The sequence below is a fragment of the Shewanella sp. ZOR0012 genome (assembly GCF_000798835.1).
GTDB lineage: Bacteria > Pseudomonadota > Gammaproteobacteria > Enterobacterales > Shewanellaceae > Shewanella > Shewanella xiamenensis.
In genome coordinates this window covers 3,256,398-3,273,125 of sequence record NZ_JTLE01000094.1, presented here as the reverse complement: position 1 = coordinate 3,273,125, position 16,728 = coordinate 3,256,398, and the positions used below count along the sequence as shown (strand labels likewise).

9 protein-coding genes and 1 riboswitch are annotated in these 16,728 nt (G+C 44.7%); of the genes, 4 read left to right on the top strand and 5 right to left on the bottom strand.

Annotated elements, in window-relative coordinates; all coding sequences use genetic code 11:
- Positions 1-8: 8 nt before the first annotated feature.
- From L976_RS15960 to L976_RS15945, 4 genes are all read right to left on the bottom strand, one after another.
- Positions 9-746: a hypothetical protein gene (locus L976_RS15960; protein WP_047538308.1), complete on the bottom strand. Its 738-nt coding sequence runs from the start codon at positions 744-746 to the stop codon at positions 9-11.
- A gap of 402 nt (positions 747-1,148) precedes the next feature.
- The gene (locus tag L976_RS15955; protein ID WP_047538305.1) at positions 1,149-2,891 is read right to left on the bottom strand and encodes an AIPR family protein; all 1,743 of its coding nucleotides are present in this window, start codon (positions 2,889-2,891) and stop codon (positions 1,149-1,151) included.
- 1,090 nt (positions 2,892-3,981) lie between these two features.
- Complete coding sequence (locus L976_RS15950) at positions 3,982-5,562, bottom strand: Na+/H+ antiporter NhaC family protein (RefSeq protein ID WP_047538303.1); 1,581 nt, start codon at positions 5,560-5,562, stop codon at positions 3,982-3,984.
- Between the two features lie 83 nt (positions 5,563-5,645).
- Positions 5,646-5,817: riboswitch (Lysine riboswitch) on the bottom strand.
- A 140-nt stretch (positions 5,818-5,957) separates the two neighbouring features.
- Entirely contained in the window at positions 5,958-6,920 is a 963-nt protein-coding gene (locus L976_RS15945; protein WP_047538300.1) for a dienelactone hydrolase family protein, read from the bottom strand.
- Positions 6,921-7,202: 282 nt separating this feature from the next.
- On the opposite strand from L976_RS15945, the gene L976_RS15940 reads away from it, so the two are divergent.
- The 4 genes from L976_RS15940 (at position 7,203) to L976_RS15925 (ending at position 14,972) form a co-directional block, all read left to right on the top strand.
- The gene (locus tag L976_RS15940; protein WP_047538297.1) at positions 7,203-9,476 is read left to right on the top strand and encodes a hypothetical protein; all 2,274 of its coding nucleotides are present in this window, start codon (positions 7,203-7,205) and stop codon (positions 9,474-9,476) included.
- Between the two features lie 12 nt (positions 9,477-9,488).
- Positions 9,489-11,222, top strand: a complete 1,734-nt coding sequence (locus L976_RS15935) for a toxin-antitoxin system YwqK family antitoxin (RefSeq protein WP_047538294.1) — start codon at positions 9,489-9,491, stop codon at positions 11,220-11,222.
- Between the two features lie 127 nt (positions 11,223-11,349).
- Positions 11,350-13,662 (top strand): toxin-antitoxin system YwqK family antitoxin, encoded by a 2,313-nt coding sequence (locus L976_RS15930; RefSeq protein ID WP_047538292.1) that lies wholly within the window; start codon positions 11,350-11,352, stop codon positions 13,660-13,662.
- Positions 13,663-13,874: 212 nt separating this feature from the next.
- Positions 13,875-14,972 (top strand): calcium:proton antiporter, encoded by a 1,098-nt coding sequence (locus tag L976_RS15925; RefSeq protein ID WP_047538288.1) that lies wholly within the window; start codon positions 13,875-13,877, stop codon positions 14,970-14,972.
- Positions 14,973-15,034: 62 nt separating this feature from the next.
- Here the strand turns inward: L976_RS15925 and L976_RS15920 are convergent, their stop codons facing one another.
- Positions 15,035-16,591 (bottom strand): rhomboid family intramembrane serine protease, encoded by a 1,557-nt coding sequence (locus L976_RS15920; RefSeq protein WP_052184008.1) that lies wholly within the window; start codon positions 16,589-16,591, stop codon positions 15,035-15,037.
- Positions 16,592-16,728: the final 137 nt, after the last annotated feature.

The following is a 16,728-nucleotide window of genomic DNA, read 5'->3' as shown; positions in this document are numbered from 1 at the left end:
ATGAGGATTTAATCTCTAGGATAAATATCATTTTTCTTAAACCATTTTTCTACAGGTGTAGTAATCCAATTTAAGCAATCTCCATTATTATTTCGCTGTGTGCATTGGCTATCATTTGTCTGTACTTTTACTATATTTTCTTTTACTTCTATAATAATACCAACTGAAGAATCATCACCTACAGATAAGTTAGATCTAAAAGAGCGAACCTTATCTTCATAAGCATTAATTTTTTTACTCTCTTTCATTTTCCAAGCTTTGAACTCTTTTATAGACGTCACATCTGATGGTGCTGATTCAATTAATTTTCCATCTTCAAACAATCCGTGATCTGTACAACGTTGGCAACCAATAAACTTACAGTTACAACGGTAAGAAAACGTACCAAATCCATTAAACTTACTATTCAGCCATTCTCCCTCATAGTAGTCACAACCAGAGGCTGGACCACATTCTTGCCATTTGCCTTTCCCTGTCCGCTTCCCATCGACCCAATCCCCTTCATATACCCTACCACTTTGCCATGTGTAGGTACCTTTTCCATGTAAATACCCATCTTTAAATTCACCTTTATAGGTATCCTTTCCTGTTGAAACTCCAAAACCATTAGCTTTACCAGCTACACAATCTCCCTCATAAGTTCCTTGAACATCAGGATCTTCAACCCAACATTCTGAAGGGTTTGAATAAGCAGATTTTGATATAAAAAGTGCTAAACCAATTAGCAAAGCCTGTTTCAATTTCATTTATCGCCATACTCCATGCAAATTATTGTTAGATTTTTATATTATTAGTCTATCGGCAGTTAATTAGGTAAAAATGACAATATCTCTAAATTTTCATGCCAATTTGCTGATTCTAAATTTACTTTTTTAGTTCTCTTCCACTACAAATAAATCAGGCAGCGATACATCACCGATACATCAGATACATCACAGATACATCAGGCCACCGTAATGGGTGGCTAGATTTTATTTAATGGATGTCCATTTTATTCTGCGCATTATTAACAATGGGTGTCCCATTAAATTCCTATTCGGGACAGCTATTTAGCCATGCAAAGCAAACCGAGTAATCTTTACTACCAATTTTAGAATTTAACAATGGGTGTCCAATTAAACCCGCATATAAGTGGATATCAATTTAAGTTATTTCTTTCTTAAATATTCTTCAGCTTTCAATTTCAGATCAGATGTAAATTTTGAACGTTTTATTTGATCATTTGTCACCGCAGGAGAAATCATATCTATAATAGAAAAACACTTTTTAAAAATATCAGTATATTGCCTATCGCTTGAATTTAGCTTTTGAATAACCTTATCTGCATATTTATTAGCTTTTGAAGCATTAGGGTGAATCACTTCAACTTTACTGTGAGCCACCCACATAAATAGAGTGATAATATGCCACTTATATTTACTATATAAATGTGCATTTTCTTTTCGGCCATTTGCCAAAGTATTAAACTTATACAATATAAGAGCACATAGATAATATAAAGCTTCAGAGTCATCATCTTTGAAAAACTTATCCCCCATCATGATAAACAAGTTTTTTACATAACGAGATGCTGTATGAGGCTCATTTAATATACCTGCAGCATAAGCTCGACCTAACTCCCTAACATCAAATATTTGTGTTGCGTAGCAATTTTTATCTCGATATTCATTCTCTCTCCTTTCGAAATATATTTGATTATGCGTCTCGCTATTTTTAGAATTTTGTGAGTCAAAATAGTGCTGAACTAACCTTGCTTTTTCTTTCAAACCATGAAATCTTTCCTGTGATATATTAGTTTGACTGTTAGTTGCAGATATTATATCTGACGATATTTGATTATCTGGAGACTCAATAAAACGAACAACAACATTTACTGTTTCATCCAAACTTTCAATTTCCTGATATAAAGTATTGCTAGTTTGACAACCGTTAATAATTTGATAATTAACTAAATCAAACTCTTTAGAGTTAGCAGTTAATGTTAATTGAGGTGCTACGATTGTAATTCCGTTATTCAACACCGAAAACAAATGCCTTTTCTCTTTAGACCTCAACGTTAATGAGATGTTAGTGTTCACTGAATTCTCATCTCCGAGAAATGCTCTAACGTTTTCTTCAAAGACACCATGTTTCAAATTACGTTCTTGATCAAGCAATAAAGACTCAACAAAAACCTTACCATTTACAACAGCAATATATGATTGTGGAACATCTCGATTTGCAGGAATACCGCAATACTCAACAACCTTCACCTTTGCTTCATTTTTCTCGTTTACGCTTTTCCAACTACCAAGTAATTCTTTTCTCCCAAACGGTGTTACAAATACATCATTAAATAGCTCGCTTCCCTCAACTGTATCTTTCAAAACTAGAAATGAAGCTTCAAGCTCACGTTCCTTAGAATAATTACCACTAGTACAATAATATATATAACAATTTGGGCGACTATTAGTAACTTTCTTCAAATTTTTAATGACCACATTTATAATTGAAAGAACCTCATTATTATAATCACCTTGAGGTAATTTGGGTTTTAAAGTGAGAAAATCCTGTAAGCCTAATGCAAAAGATGACACATCTTTTTTTGAAAAATACTCTCCAGATTTAACCTGAGTAAATAATATTTCAACATTTATATTTTTCCGATGAGTTTCAAATGCAGACTTAGCATCATCGACGGTTAAGATTAACTCCCCATCAATGACTACTGCTGCACCATCTATCGATGCGTCATCTCCAGCAGTAGTAACATCTAAAGGATTAAACCGTCCAAAATATATCAATGATAAAACACAATAATTACAAAAAACTTCAAACTTCTTTGATTCGCCTTCATTTAACTGATATCTTTCAGACAAATCATCTACATAACTTTCTAAAATTGGATGCATAATTCCCTCATAAAAATATTTAAAATACATGAATATTTAATTTACAAAATATTTAAAAGTAAAAATTGCTTCTTTAAGACCAACCAATAACACCATAACTTAATGAGTAAATCAGTTCTAGATGTTGCCACAAGCATCCAAAAAATCGGACAGGCAGTTTTTATGCCTTAACAATCGACCAATAACACCTGAGCCTAAGGAATACACTATCCCCCTCGGAAAAAGATCGGACAGGCACATTTTTATGCCTTAAAAATCGACCAATAACACCTGAGCCGAAGGAGTACACCATCCCCTCGGAGTTGCCGCAGGGCGAATAGACAAATTGCGTGAGTCTCGCCATGGAGGGCGAGCTAGCTTTCGCAGGTGCAGGGACGCATCCTTCGGAAGCGATAGCAAATTTGCCAATGAGCACAAGGGGCTTTCAACTCCGTTAGGGGCGGCAAGGGAGATCCAAGAGGGAATTGCTGTTGATCCCCTCTTGGTCGGGTGTGGGTTGAATACCCACGACCTTGATTCACCTCGGCCGAAAGGCCGCTAAATAACCAGTTCACTACTTTGTGAACCGACAAAAATCTTTCCATGGCTACCGCACTTGGCTAACACCGATTAGCCAAGGGATTGCACTGCTGTAATGCTTTTATAGAATCTAGCATCTAGCATCTAGCATCTAGCATCTAGCATCTAGCATCTACCATCTAGCATCTAGCATCTAGCATCTAGCATCTAGCATCTAGCATCTAGCATCTAGCACCTAGCACCTAGCACCTAGCACCTAGCACCTAGCACCTAGCACCTAGAACCTAGAACCTAGCACCTAGAGTCTTATCGCATATTGTTCAGGAGGTGTTCTTGCGAAATAAAGATACATCTTCCTGATGCAAGTGAACTGAATCGAGGTCACGATTAAGTTTCATCCTTGTTAAAAACCTAAGATAACGTTGTGTTTAACATCTGTCTACCACTTTCACATTACAAATTAGATAGTTAAGTGATGACTTAAGTTTGCTTGAATGGATGCAGGCTTACTCAAGCCCACAAAAAAGCAAGGGGCCCGTGGGCCCCTTGGTTGATAGCGTGTAAAAGTGCCTTATGCCGTAGCTAACAAAGGCTGATTTTTCGTTTTACGCAGATGATAAGCAGTGAAGAGCACAAACCACAGGGCGCTTACGGCGAATCCAGCTAAGGTTGAATGCATAATCCCCATGGCCAAATAGCCTAAGGTGGCGCCAAAGGCGATGGCTAACGCATAGGGTAGCTGGGTCATCACATGGTCAATATGGTGGCAACCTGCCCCCGTGGCCGACAAAATACTGGTGCTGGAAATCGGCGAGCTATGATCGCCAAACACTGAGCCCGCAAGCACTGCGGCAAGCATTGGCAGCATTAACGCGATATCGCTGGCTGCGGCCATGTCGCCGGCCAGTGGCAACATAATACCAAAGGTACCCCAACTGGTTCCGGTGGCAAATGCCATGGCGCAGGACAACACAAACACCACCGCAGGCAACACTTCCATTGGCAAATTACCGTTGGCGAGGGAGGCCAGATATTTGCCTGTCTCAACATCGCGAACAACCGCACCAATCGCCCAGGCAAACAGCAAAATATTAATGGCGGGTAGCATGGCCATCACGCCTTGCGGGGCGGCTTTAAGCCAGTTTTTTGCACCCAATTTTAACCGCAGCGCAAGCACAATTGACACCGCCAAGCTGCACAGCGCGCCATACACTAGCGAGGAGCCCACATTGGTGTTTTCAAAGGAGCCAAGTACGCTAAATGGCAGCCCTTTTTCATCCAATACAGCAGCTCCGGAGGAGATCATAAAATACACGGTCGCGCCGGTGAGGGTTAGGATCGGCAATACCATATCGATCATGCCACCGTTACTTTCTTCAGGGCTTTCCATATCTAAGCCGATTGGACGAGGCTTAGTCGGATCCCAAAGCTTCCCTTCCAGCGCCCATGCTTCATGTTTACGCATTGGGCCGATATCCATTTGAAAGATAATCACCACCAGCACCATCAACAGGGTAAACACGGCATACAGATTCATTGGGATCATCTCAACAAAGGCTGAGATTGGGCTTTGCTCACTAATGCCGTGGGCGGCCATAATGCCACCGATAAGCGCGATAATATAAGCGCCCCAAGAAGAGATGGGCATCAATACGCACACGGGCGCAGCGGTGGAATCTAAAAGATAAGCCAGTTTGGCGCGGGAGATTTGAAAGCGATCGGTCACCGGACGGCAAATAGCGCCAACCGACAAACTATGAAAAAAGTCGTCAATAAAAAACGCAAACACCATCACCCCAGTTAAGCCTTTTGCGCCGCGACGGGTCTTAGCGCGCTTAGCTGCCCACTCGGCAAAGGCGCGGGTGGCGCCAGAAACCGTCATCAGACTAATGAGTCCACCAAGCAGCAACATAAACAGCAACATATTGATATTGTCGCGATTAAGTGCGCCATCGACCCAAAAAATCTTCAGCACGGTATTGAACATATAGTGCAGTGAATCAAGGGGAGAAAACTGATTGAGTAACAAACTGCCGGCCACAATCCCTACGCCAAGGGATAACAGTACGCGACGTGTGATGATCGCCAAGGCGACGGCTAACAAAGGGGGAAGTACTGACCAACCTGAGTCAGCAAAATGACTAATGTCCATGATCTCTTTTCACCAAAAAACGGGTGGAGATCTACCGAGAGGATAAAGAAACAAAACCTATAGGGAGGTATTACTCCTCAGCCCCTTCAGGTAGCGCTCCATAGTGGATGACTATGGCAGTCTTGCACCTATTTGATGCAAAACCAGCAGCTCGGTTTGATGACCTGGCTACTTCGGCGCTGACTCCTTTCCTTGTACATCTGCGGCATCACCCTCCGCACAAGTAGTCATAGGCAGCGCGCCTCTACTTAAAGGTATTCGAGCGGGCATTCTAGCGAGATGGGAACCGATAGCAAGTATTTTGATCCCACTCGCGTATAAAACAACGAATCACCTACAAGTTGGCAACGCAAGAAACATCAGCCCATCAAGCGTTGCAATAGCGCCAAATGGACTTATACGAGTAAATGTTTACCAAAAAAATCTAAGGTTCTTGTCCATGCGAGCTCAGCCGTTTGCTCATCATAACGGGCGGTGGAATCGTTATGGAAACCATGATTCACATTCGGGTAAAGATAAGCGACGTAATCGGCTTTATTAGCCTTTAGCTGGGCTTCATACTCGGCCCATGTATCGTTAATCCGTTGATCTAAAGCGGCAAATTGCAACATCAACGGGCCTTTCACTCGGCTGCGCAGCTCAGTTGCTGCGGGTGTGCCATAAAAAGGCACGCCTGCCGCAAGCTCGTCCGGCATGGTTGCGGCAAGCATATTGACGATATAGCCACCAAAGCAGAAACCGACGGCGCCGAGTTTGCCATTACTCTGCGGGTGCGACTTTAAAAAGCGCGCGGCGGCGATAAAATCCTGCTCGATTTTGGCCCTATCGAGGCTCGCTTGCATGGTGCGGCCCGCATCATCATCACCGGGATAACCACCAAGGCTATAAAGCGCATCGGGGGCAAAGGCTATATAGCCCTTGGCCGCTAAGCGGCGAGCCACATCTTCGATATAGGGATTAAGGCCACGGTTTTCGTGTACCACTAACACCACGGGCGCTTTTTTAGTGGGATCTAAGGTCTTAGGATCGCCAGCCTTTTGGCCTGGGATCAGCAACGCGTTTGGCAAGACTAAATAACCGCGACCTTCACCATAACCATCGGGGGATGGAAATTTCACATAACTGGCTTGAATGCTGGGATCGTTAAAGGAGACTTGCTCGGCTAAGGCGTAATTAGGCATTAGTGCGCCCGTCAGCGTGGTCATGGTAAAACCCAGTGCCACTAGGCCCGCAAGGCGAGCCATAAACTCACGGCGGTCGATAATGCCGTGGGCATATTCGTCATACCAGTCAAAGGCTTCCTGAGGAATGACAGGGAAAGGTGGTGTGGTTAGTTCTGGCTTATGATCTGGGCTCATCGTTCTTTCTCCATTAAACAAGCTAACCACTGGTTTATATTCCCTAGCTTGTGAGTTATCTAGCGGCCTTACCAAGAGTAAAGGATGAGAGCTTGTCAGGGCAATTAGCTTTATGCCGCCCATTTAATAATTCTCCACTCATCAATAGCCAATTTATGGTTGATCATGCGCCCAAATTGGCGTGAGCTTTTTATTCCCTAGGGGCATTTTTGTGTATAATGTCGCCAAACAACATATTAATATCATTACATTTCAATAACATAAGTTACTAATGGAGTTCAAATGGCTATAGGGATATGCAGGGTACTTTGTACCACTGTCACGCTCACGCTTGGGTTAACGGCTTGCGATAATCAGGTTTCTGATAAGTCAGCAAGTATTCCCGCTTCGCGCGAGTATCAGATTATTTCTACTTCACACCTCAACGATAGTTTCGAAACTCGTAAAGTGTTGCAGGCACGATTGCTGCTGGATTACCAGTTACAAGATACAGAAGGTAAGACGGCCAGCTTAACCACACCACTAACCCATAATGCCCGCTTTTTTATCCAACCTAACCTGCTGCAAATTAGCGATTATGGCATGCCGATCCCAGTGAGTAATATCGACCCAAAAGCCAAATCCAATGAAATCGCTCAGTTGGTTAAAGATGGCTTTAATGTGGAATTTAACAATGGTGAAGTCCGCCAATTAACCCCCATTGCCAAGATGGATCAAAAAGATATCAAGGAGTTATTTGAGCGCTGGCAAAATCTTAATAACTTGTTTAAACAAGCCCCAACCTTGCCTGTGGCGCTTGAGCCTCGCGTCGGTTACAGCACAAGCGCCCCCATGGATGGGCGCTTAACTTGGACGGTTGAGCAGGTCAGTGAAGATAAATTAATCGCCGTGTTACAAGGTGAAAAAGGCAAGTATAAGGCCTATGGCAAGTTCGAAGTTAACCGCAAAACCGGTTGGTTAGAGAGCATGGCGTTTTTTCAACGGGAAGAGCGCCAAGGCAGCACTTTCACCCACCGCACAGTGATGGCGCCTAAGGATAGGCCGTATATCATGAGCACGCTTTGGCATGCCGATGATAGATTTGATGCTGAGCGCGATAGGGATGATCGGCAAAAGGAGCTATACCGCATTAGCGAGGTACCGCAGGAGTATCGCCCCAATAATGAGGCATTTATAAAATCCTTATTACCTGATCAACAAGGTATTTTAGATAATGTTGGCCCTTGGGGTACTGATACCCCTGAAGATCTGCAATTGCGCTTTGTCCACAATATGAGCCCGCAATATGTGGAAGCCGATGTACGTTATGAGGACTTAAGCGCCTTTGATGCTAACGGTAAACCGATTGATATTCACTTCTGGCAGCACGGTAGAGGTTGGGCGAGGAATTATAATCCCTCGATTGAATCTGCAACCGATATTATTGCGACGGGGTGGGATAACACTGCGAATAAACTCAAGCAGATAGACCATATTAATGCCAAGCTAACGCTTATCCCACAGACGAATAAGATCGTCGAAAAGTCGTGGGATGAATTGCTGGCAACACCTTACACCTTTGGCGATGCCAACCTAACAATCCAGGTGCTCGATGCCGAGGCGAAACTGTTTAAAGTCATATCAAAGCAGAGTGATGATCAGAGTATTAATCTGCCTTTCCAACAGTTTAAAGGCATGATCGCAGAGGCCCGTCGCGAAGGTAATTATCCCTCCTGGTTAACGGCGACCGAAAAGGAACTGCTAGAACAATTAATTGGGGCCGATGAGCCACATCACCTCACCAGCAACGCACTGTTGCTCAAGCTCGATGAGACCCCAAAAACCGTGGTGTTAATCGAGAAACAACCCCAGCCGGAGTTGACTCAAACCAAGACGATTCGCTTTGTACAATTTACCGAGTACAACAAAAATCTGGCGAATCCTCCCACCGAGTTTGGTAACGCCAGCCTAGGTAGCTTCACCAATCCGACGCTAGATAGCGCTAAAAATGAGGTCAATACGATCCAAGGGATAAAACTGGTGTCTGACAATGGCCATAATCTATCTATTCCCATGTCAGCGGCTTTGGCGACCGCCTGTAAACCTGAAATAGAACAGGGTTTTAATGAGGGTAAAAATCCCGTCACTTGGCAGTTTGTTCCCAATGCCCTAAGCGGCAGTGCCTATATGTTGATGACTCCGGATCATGTGCGGCAGTTTTTCTACGATAAGCAGATCAAGGGTAAGATCCGTTGCCAAGGTGATATCCATTGGCAGCCTTTAGAACTGGCCGCGACAGACCGCCCTTGGTTAATCGATTTACAATCTTGGCTGACGCAAACGGGATATGGCAATGAGCCGAGTAGCAATCTTAACAATTACTTTAAGGTCGAAGATGCCCGAGGCAATCTGTTAACCATTCGACTCCCCGAAAATACTCAGCAGCCGATTAACGAGGTGCTAGTCGATGGGCGCTATTTGAGTATTGCAGGCCCCGCCGCCAAGGTGAGTTATATGACGATAGCCAAAGAACCCAGCGATACCCCCTATGAATTCACCTTTAAACCTTTGCCATAAAAAGGAGCTGTTATGCGTCTACTTACCGTAAAACTGCTCCTAGGAGCATTCGTACTTATCAGTACCCATGCCAATGCACAAAAGGTGTTACTCGATGCCCATTGGAAGGTTGTCAAAGATGAAAAACAGGCTCAGTACTATCTAAAACAATCGACCGAAGTGATCGACGGCCATTATAAGGCTGAGGTTTATTACAAAAACAAAGATATGCTTTTTTGCACCAGTGCCCTCGCCGATAACAACATAGGTAACAAACTCACCAGCGAACAATTTCGCGGTGCATATCAATGTTACTTTGAGGATGGCAAACCATACGAGCAAGGCTTTCGTAACGAGCAAGGCCAACTTCATGGCTTGCTTAAAAAATACATTGCCACCGGCCAACTGTATGTTGAATCGCACTATGAAAATGGTGTGAAACAAGGTCTCGAAACGGGTTATTGGAATGGCGGCAATATCCGCTACAAAACCACCTTTAAAGATGGCCAAGAAGTCGGCATCAGCGAACATTTTGGCCCCGAAGGTGAAGTCACCGCCAAGATCTGCAATGACCCAACCTGTGTGAGTCAATATTTTAATCTTGGCAAACTTAACCGTGAAGAGCATCGCGTTGATGGTCTATTGCAAGGAACTGAGACCACTTGGGGCCTAAATGGGCAAGTCATCTCGACCCAAGAGTATGTTAAAGACAAAAGGCACGGTGACTATTTTGAGTATTTTGACAATGGCAACGTCAAACGCCATTACCAATATCAAGCTGATTATAAGGTTGGTGAGCAACTAACTTACTATGAGAATGGTCAGATCCAATTAAAGGAACTGACTAACGATAAAGGTGATGCCCTCCAAGCTATTGAATACGATGAACAAGGGCAAATTAAAAAAACCACCGACAGCAAATACCAAGGTAATCGTTGGGTTTATCGTAAACAGCAGCGCTTTAGTAAAGGCCAACTGATTGAGAGCGCAGAAAACGATCTACTCAAAAACTGGTCACTTAGCGAAGACTACGAGCAAGGCGAATTAGTGAATCGTCGCGAGGAACTCGATAAAAAATTGACTGGCTTGTATGTTGAATCCGTCAAGAGCCGTAGTGGTACAGACGTTATAACCCGCGAGCATTTTAACGCAGGCAAGCGTGAAGGCCCCTATGAAATGGTGAAATTCGACCATGAAACGGGTAAGCGTTGGGTGGCTGAACAGGGTCAATATACCAATGACAAGCCCTCGGGCAAATGGAAGAAGCAGCAAGAGGATGCCAGCCTCACCTTTAACTATGATGACAATGGTGAACTCCATGGCGAGTTTCGTAATGAGACAAGTTCAGGGCAACTGCTTGAATTAATAAATTTTAACCATGGCAACCCCGACGGCTTAGTGCAACGTTACGCCAACAATGGTCAATTGTATGAAAAAGGCGTATACCGCAATGGTCAACAGGATGGCGATTGGATATTTACCGATGGTGAGTACGGTTTCCGCCCAATACCCAACCCTGAAAGACGTTATTGGTATGGTCGCTTTGATCAAGGTAAACAAGTCGGCCATTGGGAACTGCGCTCATCTGAGGATTATGTGCTCCAAATCGCCAATTATGACGATCAGGGCAGGCTTGATGGTAAGCAATACGAGTTTGAAGAGCATGGCTGGATAGAGGTGATTAATCGCTACAATCATGGCCAGTTTTTGAATCAGGAAACACCGCCGCCGGTAGTTGCTCCTGACCCTGTTTTCTCAACGTTTTAGCTTAATCAATTAACGTAAACCTTGGCGCAGGGCACTGCATTATGTCCTGCGCCAAAGACATAAATTCAACAGAGTAATTATATAGGCCGCAAAGGCGCTGCCTTAAGACCCAGAGCAAGGAATCAGCATGTTCTATACGCCATTTCGCTTTATCAGCCTCGCGACTGCCGCAGCCAGCCTAGTCAGTGTCCATGCTCTGGCAGCGCAAAATCTATCTTCCATGATGGTCGAAATTCGCCAGCAGAACGGGATCCCAAGCTATTACAATCTCGCCACGGGTATGCCATTAAATGGCGATATCGCCATCGTTCGCGATAACCAAGGCTATACCTTAGGGCAATTTTCTCAGGGAATACCTAATGGGAAATGGCAAGTATTTCATACTAATAACAGCAGAATCGTTGAAGGTAATTACCAACAGGGCTACCAAGATGGTACTTGGCGGCTGTTCGACTTAGATGGCACGATAACCGAAGAACAACAATTTGCCAAGGGTGTCCCCATTGGCGAATGGAAAGAATTTAACGCCACTGGCCATGTTAACCAAAGCACTGTCTATCAAAATGGCCAAAAGTCCGAAGTTAAGCGCTTCTTCCCCAGCGGTAAATTGCAGGCGCAAGAAAGTTATCTTGATAACCTTCGCCACGGTAAATGGGAAAGCTTTTATGAAAACGGCACCCTCTCCCAAAGCCAAACCTACGCCAATAACCAACTCACCGGCCCCTATCTTGAACAAAACTCCGAAGGCCAAGTGGTCGTAAGCGGCCGATTTGATGCTGATGGTCGTCGCCAAGGGTTATGGGAAACCTTTTTCGATGACGGCACCAAAGCCAGTGCCAGCCAATTTAATCTTGATAAACTTGAGGGTGAAGAACGCACCTTTTACCCCAGTGGTGAACTGGCGAGCCTATGCCACTATCAAGCGGGGCTGCGCCACGGTAAGTGCCAGCAATTTAATGAACTGGGCAAACTCCAAGTCGAAGAGCAATACCTCAATGATGTGTTAGAGGGACGCCAGCAGTACTTTAGCCTTGAGGGCGTACTGACCAGCGATTTGAACTACAAGCAGGATATGCTCGCAGGCGTGCAAAAGTACTTTCACCCTAATGGCCAACTTAAAGAACTGCGCACCTACCAGGACTCGCAACTGGCTGATAATGGTCAATACCCCTTGCATGGCCCCTCCGAACGCTACGATACGGACGGTAATCTTATCGAAAAAAGTAGCTACAACATGGGCTTAAAGGATGGATTGTTTGAGCGTTATAACGGCGGCAAACTGCAAACCGCAGAGGTATGGAAGCTAGGTCAACGTGACGGAGAATTTCGCCGTTACCACACCAATGGCCAGCTCCGCAGCTTAGATGTTTATGTTAATGGCAAACTCACTGGCCGCTCCGAATCCTACTATGAAGATGGCACTGCCAATGAGCGCGGCGAGCGTATCGAGGGCGCTTGGGTCGGTAAATACGAGTCTTTTTATGATAATGGCAAACCGAAAGAACTTGCTCACTTCGCCCGCAGCAAAGCGGATAACAGTAATAGTTATCCCCTCGACGGCCACTTTAGTCGCTGGTACTACAATGGCGACCTTAATGAAGAAGGCGAATATAAAGCAGGCTTAAAAGAAGGCCTTTGGGTCCAATATGCTTCTGGCCTTAAGCAAAAAGAACAAACCTTTGTTAACGGCAAACTCAATGGCGATTACGCCGAATATTACCAAGGTCGCCGCCGCGTCACTGGCCAATACGAGGATAATCAAAAAACCGGCCTCTGGATTGATTACCGCTATGAAGCCAAAGATCCAACCTACGGCGCCATCCCCGAGGGCAATATCAGCCAAAAAACCTACTGGAAAGATAATAAACGCCACGGCACTAGCGAGTACTACAGCTTTAAACAAGTGGTTTATCGCTTAGAAACCTATGATAACAATGATAAAACGGGCACCTATGCCGAATATTATCCCAATAATGGCCAGCTTAAACTTAGCGGCACTATGGATAAAGGCCTGCAAACAGGATTATGGGAAAGCTGGTATGAGGATGGCATTTTAGCCGCCAGCAGCGAATTTTTAGATAATCAACAACATGGCGCTAGCAAAGAGTATTACAGCAATGGCCAGCTCAAACTCGAAGCCCAATACACTAAAGGCGAGTTCGACGGCGAGCGCAGGGAATACCATCAAAATGGTAACCCTAAACTGAGTGAAACTTGGCTAAAGGGTCAAAAAGAAGGCGAAGCTAGCTATTATCACGTCAATGGCAAACTCGCCGAGCAAGGCACTTATCTGAAGGATCGCAGGGAAGGCTTATGGCAACAGTTTTGGCCCAATGGCGAAAAACGCAGTGAAGGCAGTTATCTTGCCGATCGCCAAGCGGGGGATTGGAATCATTACGATCAGCTCGGCAAGTTGATTAATACCGAGCACCATGGCTAAGAAATTACGTTAGCTTGCATGCAGTTTGCCTAGTTTGTGACTCGCAAAATCGGCTAAGCAAAAGGTATTAATCGATAACTGGGGTTTTGAATAAAAAAGCGATCTCGCTCAAAATTTTATGCCTAACCCCAAATCTAAAAGAATATTCATGCAAAGTGTGCCATAACCAATGTCTATACTAACGGCCTTTTTCCGCTTTGGATCAACTGCCTATGAAGACATTTATCAAAGACGAATTTGCCCTGCTACTCGGAATACTCACATTAGTATTCTTCAAGACTGGCGGTGATAGTTTGCTCGCCGATGGCACGGCTCTCTCAACCTATATTCCCGTTTCACTCGCCCTACTCGGAGTGGTAACTTGGGCGATTTTCTCCGTGGTGCGTCACTCGGATGCGCTTGCCATCAAGCTCGGCGACCCTTACGGTACCTTGATTTTAACCCTGTCGGTAATTTCGCTCGAAGTGGTGATGATTTCTTCGGTGATGTTAACGGGCGAGCCAAATCCAGTGATGGCAAGGGATACCATGTTTGCCGTAGTCATGATTATTACCAATGGCTTAGTTGGTATCACTCTGCTACTTGGTGGCTGGCGCTATCATACTCAGCACTTTAATTTAGATGGGGTGAAATCCTATTTAGTGGCGATTATTCCCCTCGCCCTGCTCTGTTTAGTGCTACCTAACTTTACCGAGGGCGGCACCATTGGCAGCATGTCCAAGCCCATGTCTTGGATGCTCATCATCATCTCGATTTTGCTCTATGGCATCTTTTTGGTGATCCAAACTAAGAGCCATAGCCACTTCTTTGTCGATGCCGACCACGAGGACCACGAAGAGCATCACGGCATACTGCGCAGTAATATCTACCACACTATGCTGTTGATTGGTTATTTGCTGGTGGTGATTCTGCTCGCCAAAACCCTTGCTATGCCCATTAATTACAGCGTGGCCTCTCTCGGGGCGCCGCCAGCACTGGGCGGCTTTATTGTCGCCTGTTTGATCTTATCTCCAGAGGCCGTAGGTGGCTTTAAGGCTGCACTCAATAATCAACTGCAACGGGCGATGAACCTCTATTTTGGTTCAGTGCTCGCCACCATAGCTCTCACCGTGCCCTCAGTATTGATTGTCGGAAGTGTGATAAATCAAGAGGTACACTTAGGCCTTTCTGCGGCGGATATGGTGCTTTTAGCCACCAGTTTAATGGTCTGCAAAGTCAGTTTCAGCAGCGGTAGAACCAATGCACTCCATGGTGCGACCCATATAGTGCTGTTTATTGTGTACCTTTTCCTGATGTTTGAGCACGCCTAAATACCGCTTACATTTAATAGTAAAACCCATTAGCCGAGGATTTACCTCGGCTTTTTATTGGCCTACGGTTGCATCTTATTTGGCCGTAGCAGGCTCCCAAGCAATAATCCACAGCCCAAACCGCCAAGATGCGCGGCATTATCCACGCCGCCAAAGAGCCCCATCACAAGACTTGCAGTAACAAATAGGGTCAGATTCAGGGCGAGTGGCATATTGTCCGCCAAGGGCAATAAGCCCAACCAAATCCACATGATCAACACCCCAAATAATCCCATAATGGCGCCCGAGGCACCGATACTGATCATCGCCTCATACCAGCTAATACTGGCAATGCTCGCCACTAAACCACAACATAAATAGACCCCGAGTAAACGCCATTTACCCAGCTGTGGCTCCAAAAACATCCCCGCAAAAAACAGTCCGTATAAGTTAAAAACCAAATGCATCAAGCCGCCATGTAAAAACACATTGCTGATCAACCGCCAAACTTGTTGATCCAAAACCAACTGGCGAAGGTTTGCGCCCCAATCGAGCAACAGACTGTTTGGAAAGGCGATAACGTGCTGGCTGGCAAAGGCCATCAACATAAATATCAAGCTATTGATATAAAGCAAGATTGGCGTGATAACAAAACCCTGCCGAGGTTTAAATTCAGCCAAAAAGCCATAAAGCTCTGCCTTAGGTTTTTCTATGCTTAGCTGCGCCACCAAAGCCTGAGATGCCTGTGTCTCGTCCAGTTTTAGCATCAAGCTCATCAGTAACCACACAATGGCAGCAAAGCTTAACCAGGCGATAATCCACGCTAATTTATGGCCATTACGCGCCTCGAAGGGCTTATTCACTGGCATCAAGACAGTTTGATAACCATCGAAATACACTGAGCTTTTTTGAGCAGCGGTCAGTAGCTGAGTGTAGCGGGTCGACGGGCCGATACGGTCAAGATAGACAAAGTCTTCAGGCTTAAAGGCATTAAAATCCTGCTGGCTCTGATGAATAAACTCTTGAAATAGCGCTTCTTTCTGCTGAGGTTCGAGTCTATTACTGATCGTTTTCTCATAAACTTTGCCATACCATGCCAAGGCTTTAGCACCGACCAACCAACTCTCGTTACGTTTAGCAAAAATCGGCATCGCAATATACAGGCTCATACGCAACTCACTATTACCCTTGCCAATCGGCTCAATATTGCGCTGTACGCCGATATGTTTTTTATCGATATAAAACTGATTTAATTGGTAATACTTGGTTTGCGGCTGGTGCAATAGTGCATTGATGGACTCGAGTTGAGTCAACTTGCCCGTTGCGCTATTAAGGTATTCCTGCGCCACGATAGTGGGCACGGCTAGCAACAGCACGGCAATCACAAAATAGATAAAACGGCTATTACTCTTGGTAAAGCGGAATAACTTAAGCCGAGGTCTTAAGTAGAAAAACAGCAAGGGCCAAGGCAATATCAGCGGCAGCCAAAAATTGATAATCGATTCGTCAATGCTCAGCAGTTGGAACTCGATAATCAACAGCCAATGGAGCAAGCTGTAGCCTGAGACAAATATCAGGCAGAGCAGTATAAAGGGCACATAGATCAACTGGAGTTTTTTTAAGACTAACGCCACACGCATATCATCCTTGAGAGAAAAAACCTGCCAATAATACGGTGTATCGCCACACAACGCACCCTCTACGGGGTGATTAATTGACTTTTAGTTAAGCCTATCAATCATCTACAACACAAGTGCTAGAAAAATGACAATAAAAA

Excerpts from the sequence above, each read along its gene's own strand:
- L976_RS15925 (WP_047538288.1), top strand. The coding sequence starts at position 13,875 with ATGAAGACATTTATCAAAGACGAATTTGCCCTGCTACTCGGAATACTC.
- L976_RS15935 (WP_047538294.1), top strand. The coding sequence starts at position 9,489 with ATGCGTCTACTTACCGTAAAACTGCTCCTAGGAGCATTCGTACTTATC.
- L976_RS15955 (WP_047538305.1), bottom strand. The coding sequence starts at position 2,891 with ATGCATCCAATTTTAGAAAGTTATGTAGATGATTTGTCTGAAAGATAT.
- L976_RS15960 (WP_047538308.1), bottom strand. The coding sequence starts at position 746 with ATGAAATTGAAACAGGCTTTGCTAATTGGTTTAGCACTTTTTATATCA.
- L976_RS15945 (WP_047538300.1), bottom strand. The coding sequence starts at position 6,920 with ATGAGCCCAGATCATAAGCCAGAACTAACCACACCACCTTTCCCTGTC.
- L976_RS15920 (WP_052184008.1), bottom strand. The coding sequence starts at position 16,591 with ATGCGTGTGGCGTTAGTCTTAAAAAAACTCCAGTTGATCTATGTGCCC.
- L976_RS15940 (WP_047538297.1), top strand. The coding sequence starts at position 7,203 with ATGGCTATAGGGATATGCAGGGTACTTTGTACCACTGTCACGCTCACG.
- L976_RS15930 (WP_047538292.1), top strand. The coding sequence starts at position 11,350 with ATGTTCTATACGCCATTTCGCTTTATCAGCCTCGCGACTGCCGCAGCC.
- L976_RS15950 (WP_047538303.1), bottom strand. The coding sequence starts at position 5,562 with ATGGACATTAGTCATTTTGCTGACTCAGGTTGGTCAGTACTTCCCCCT.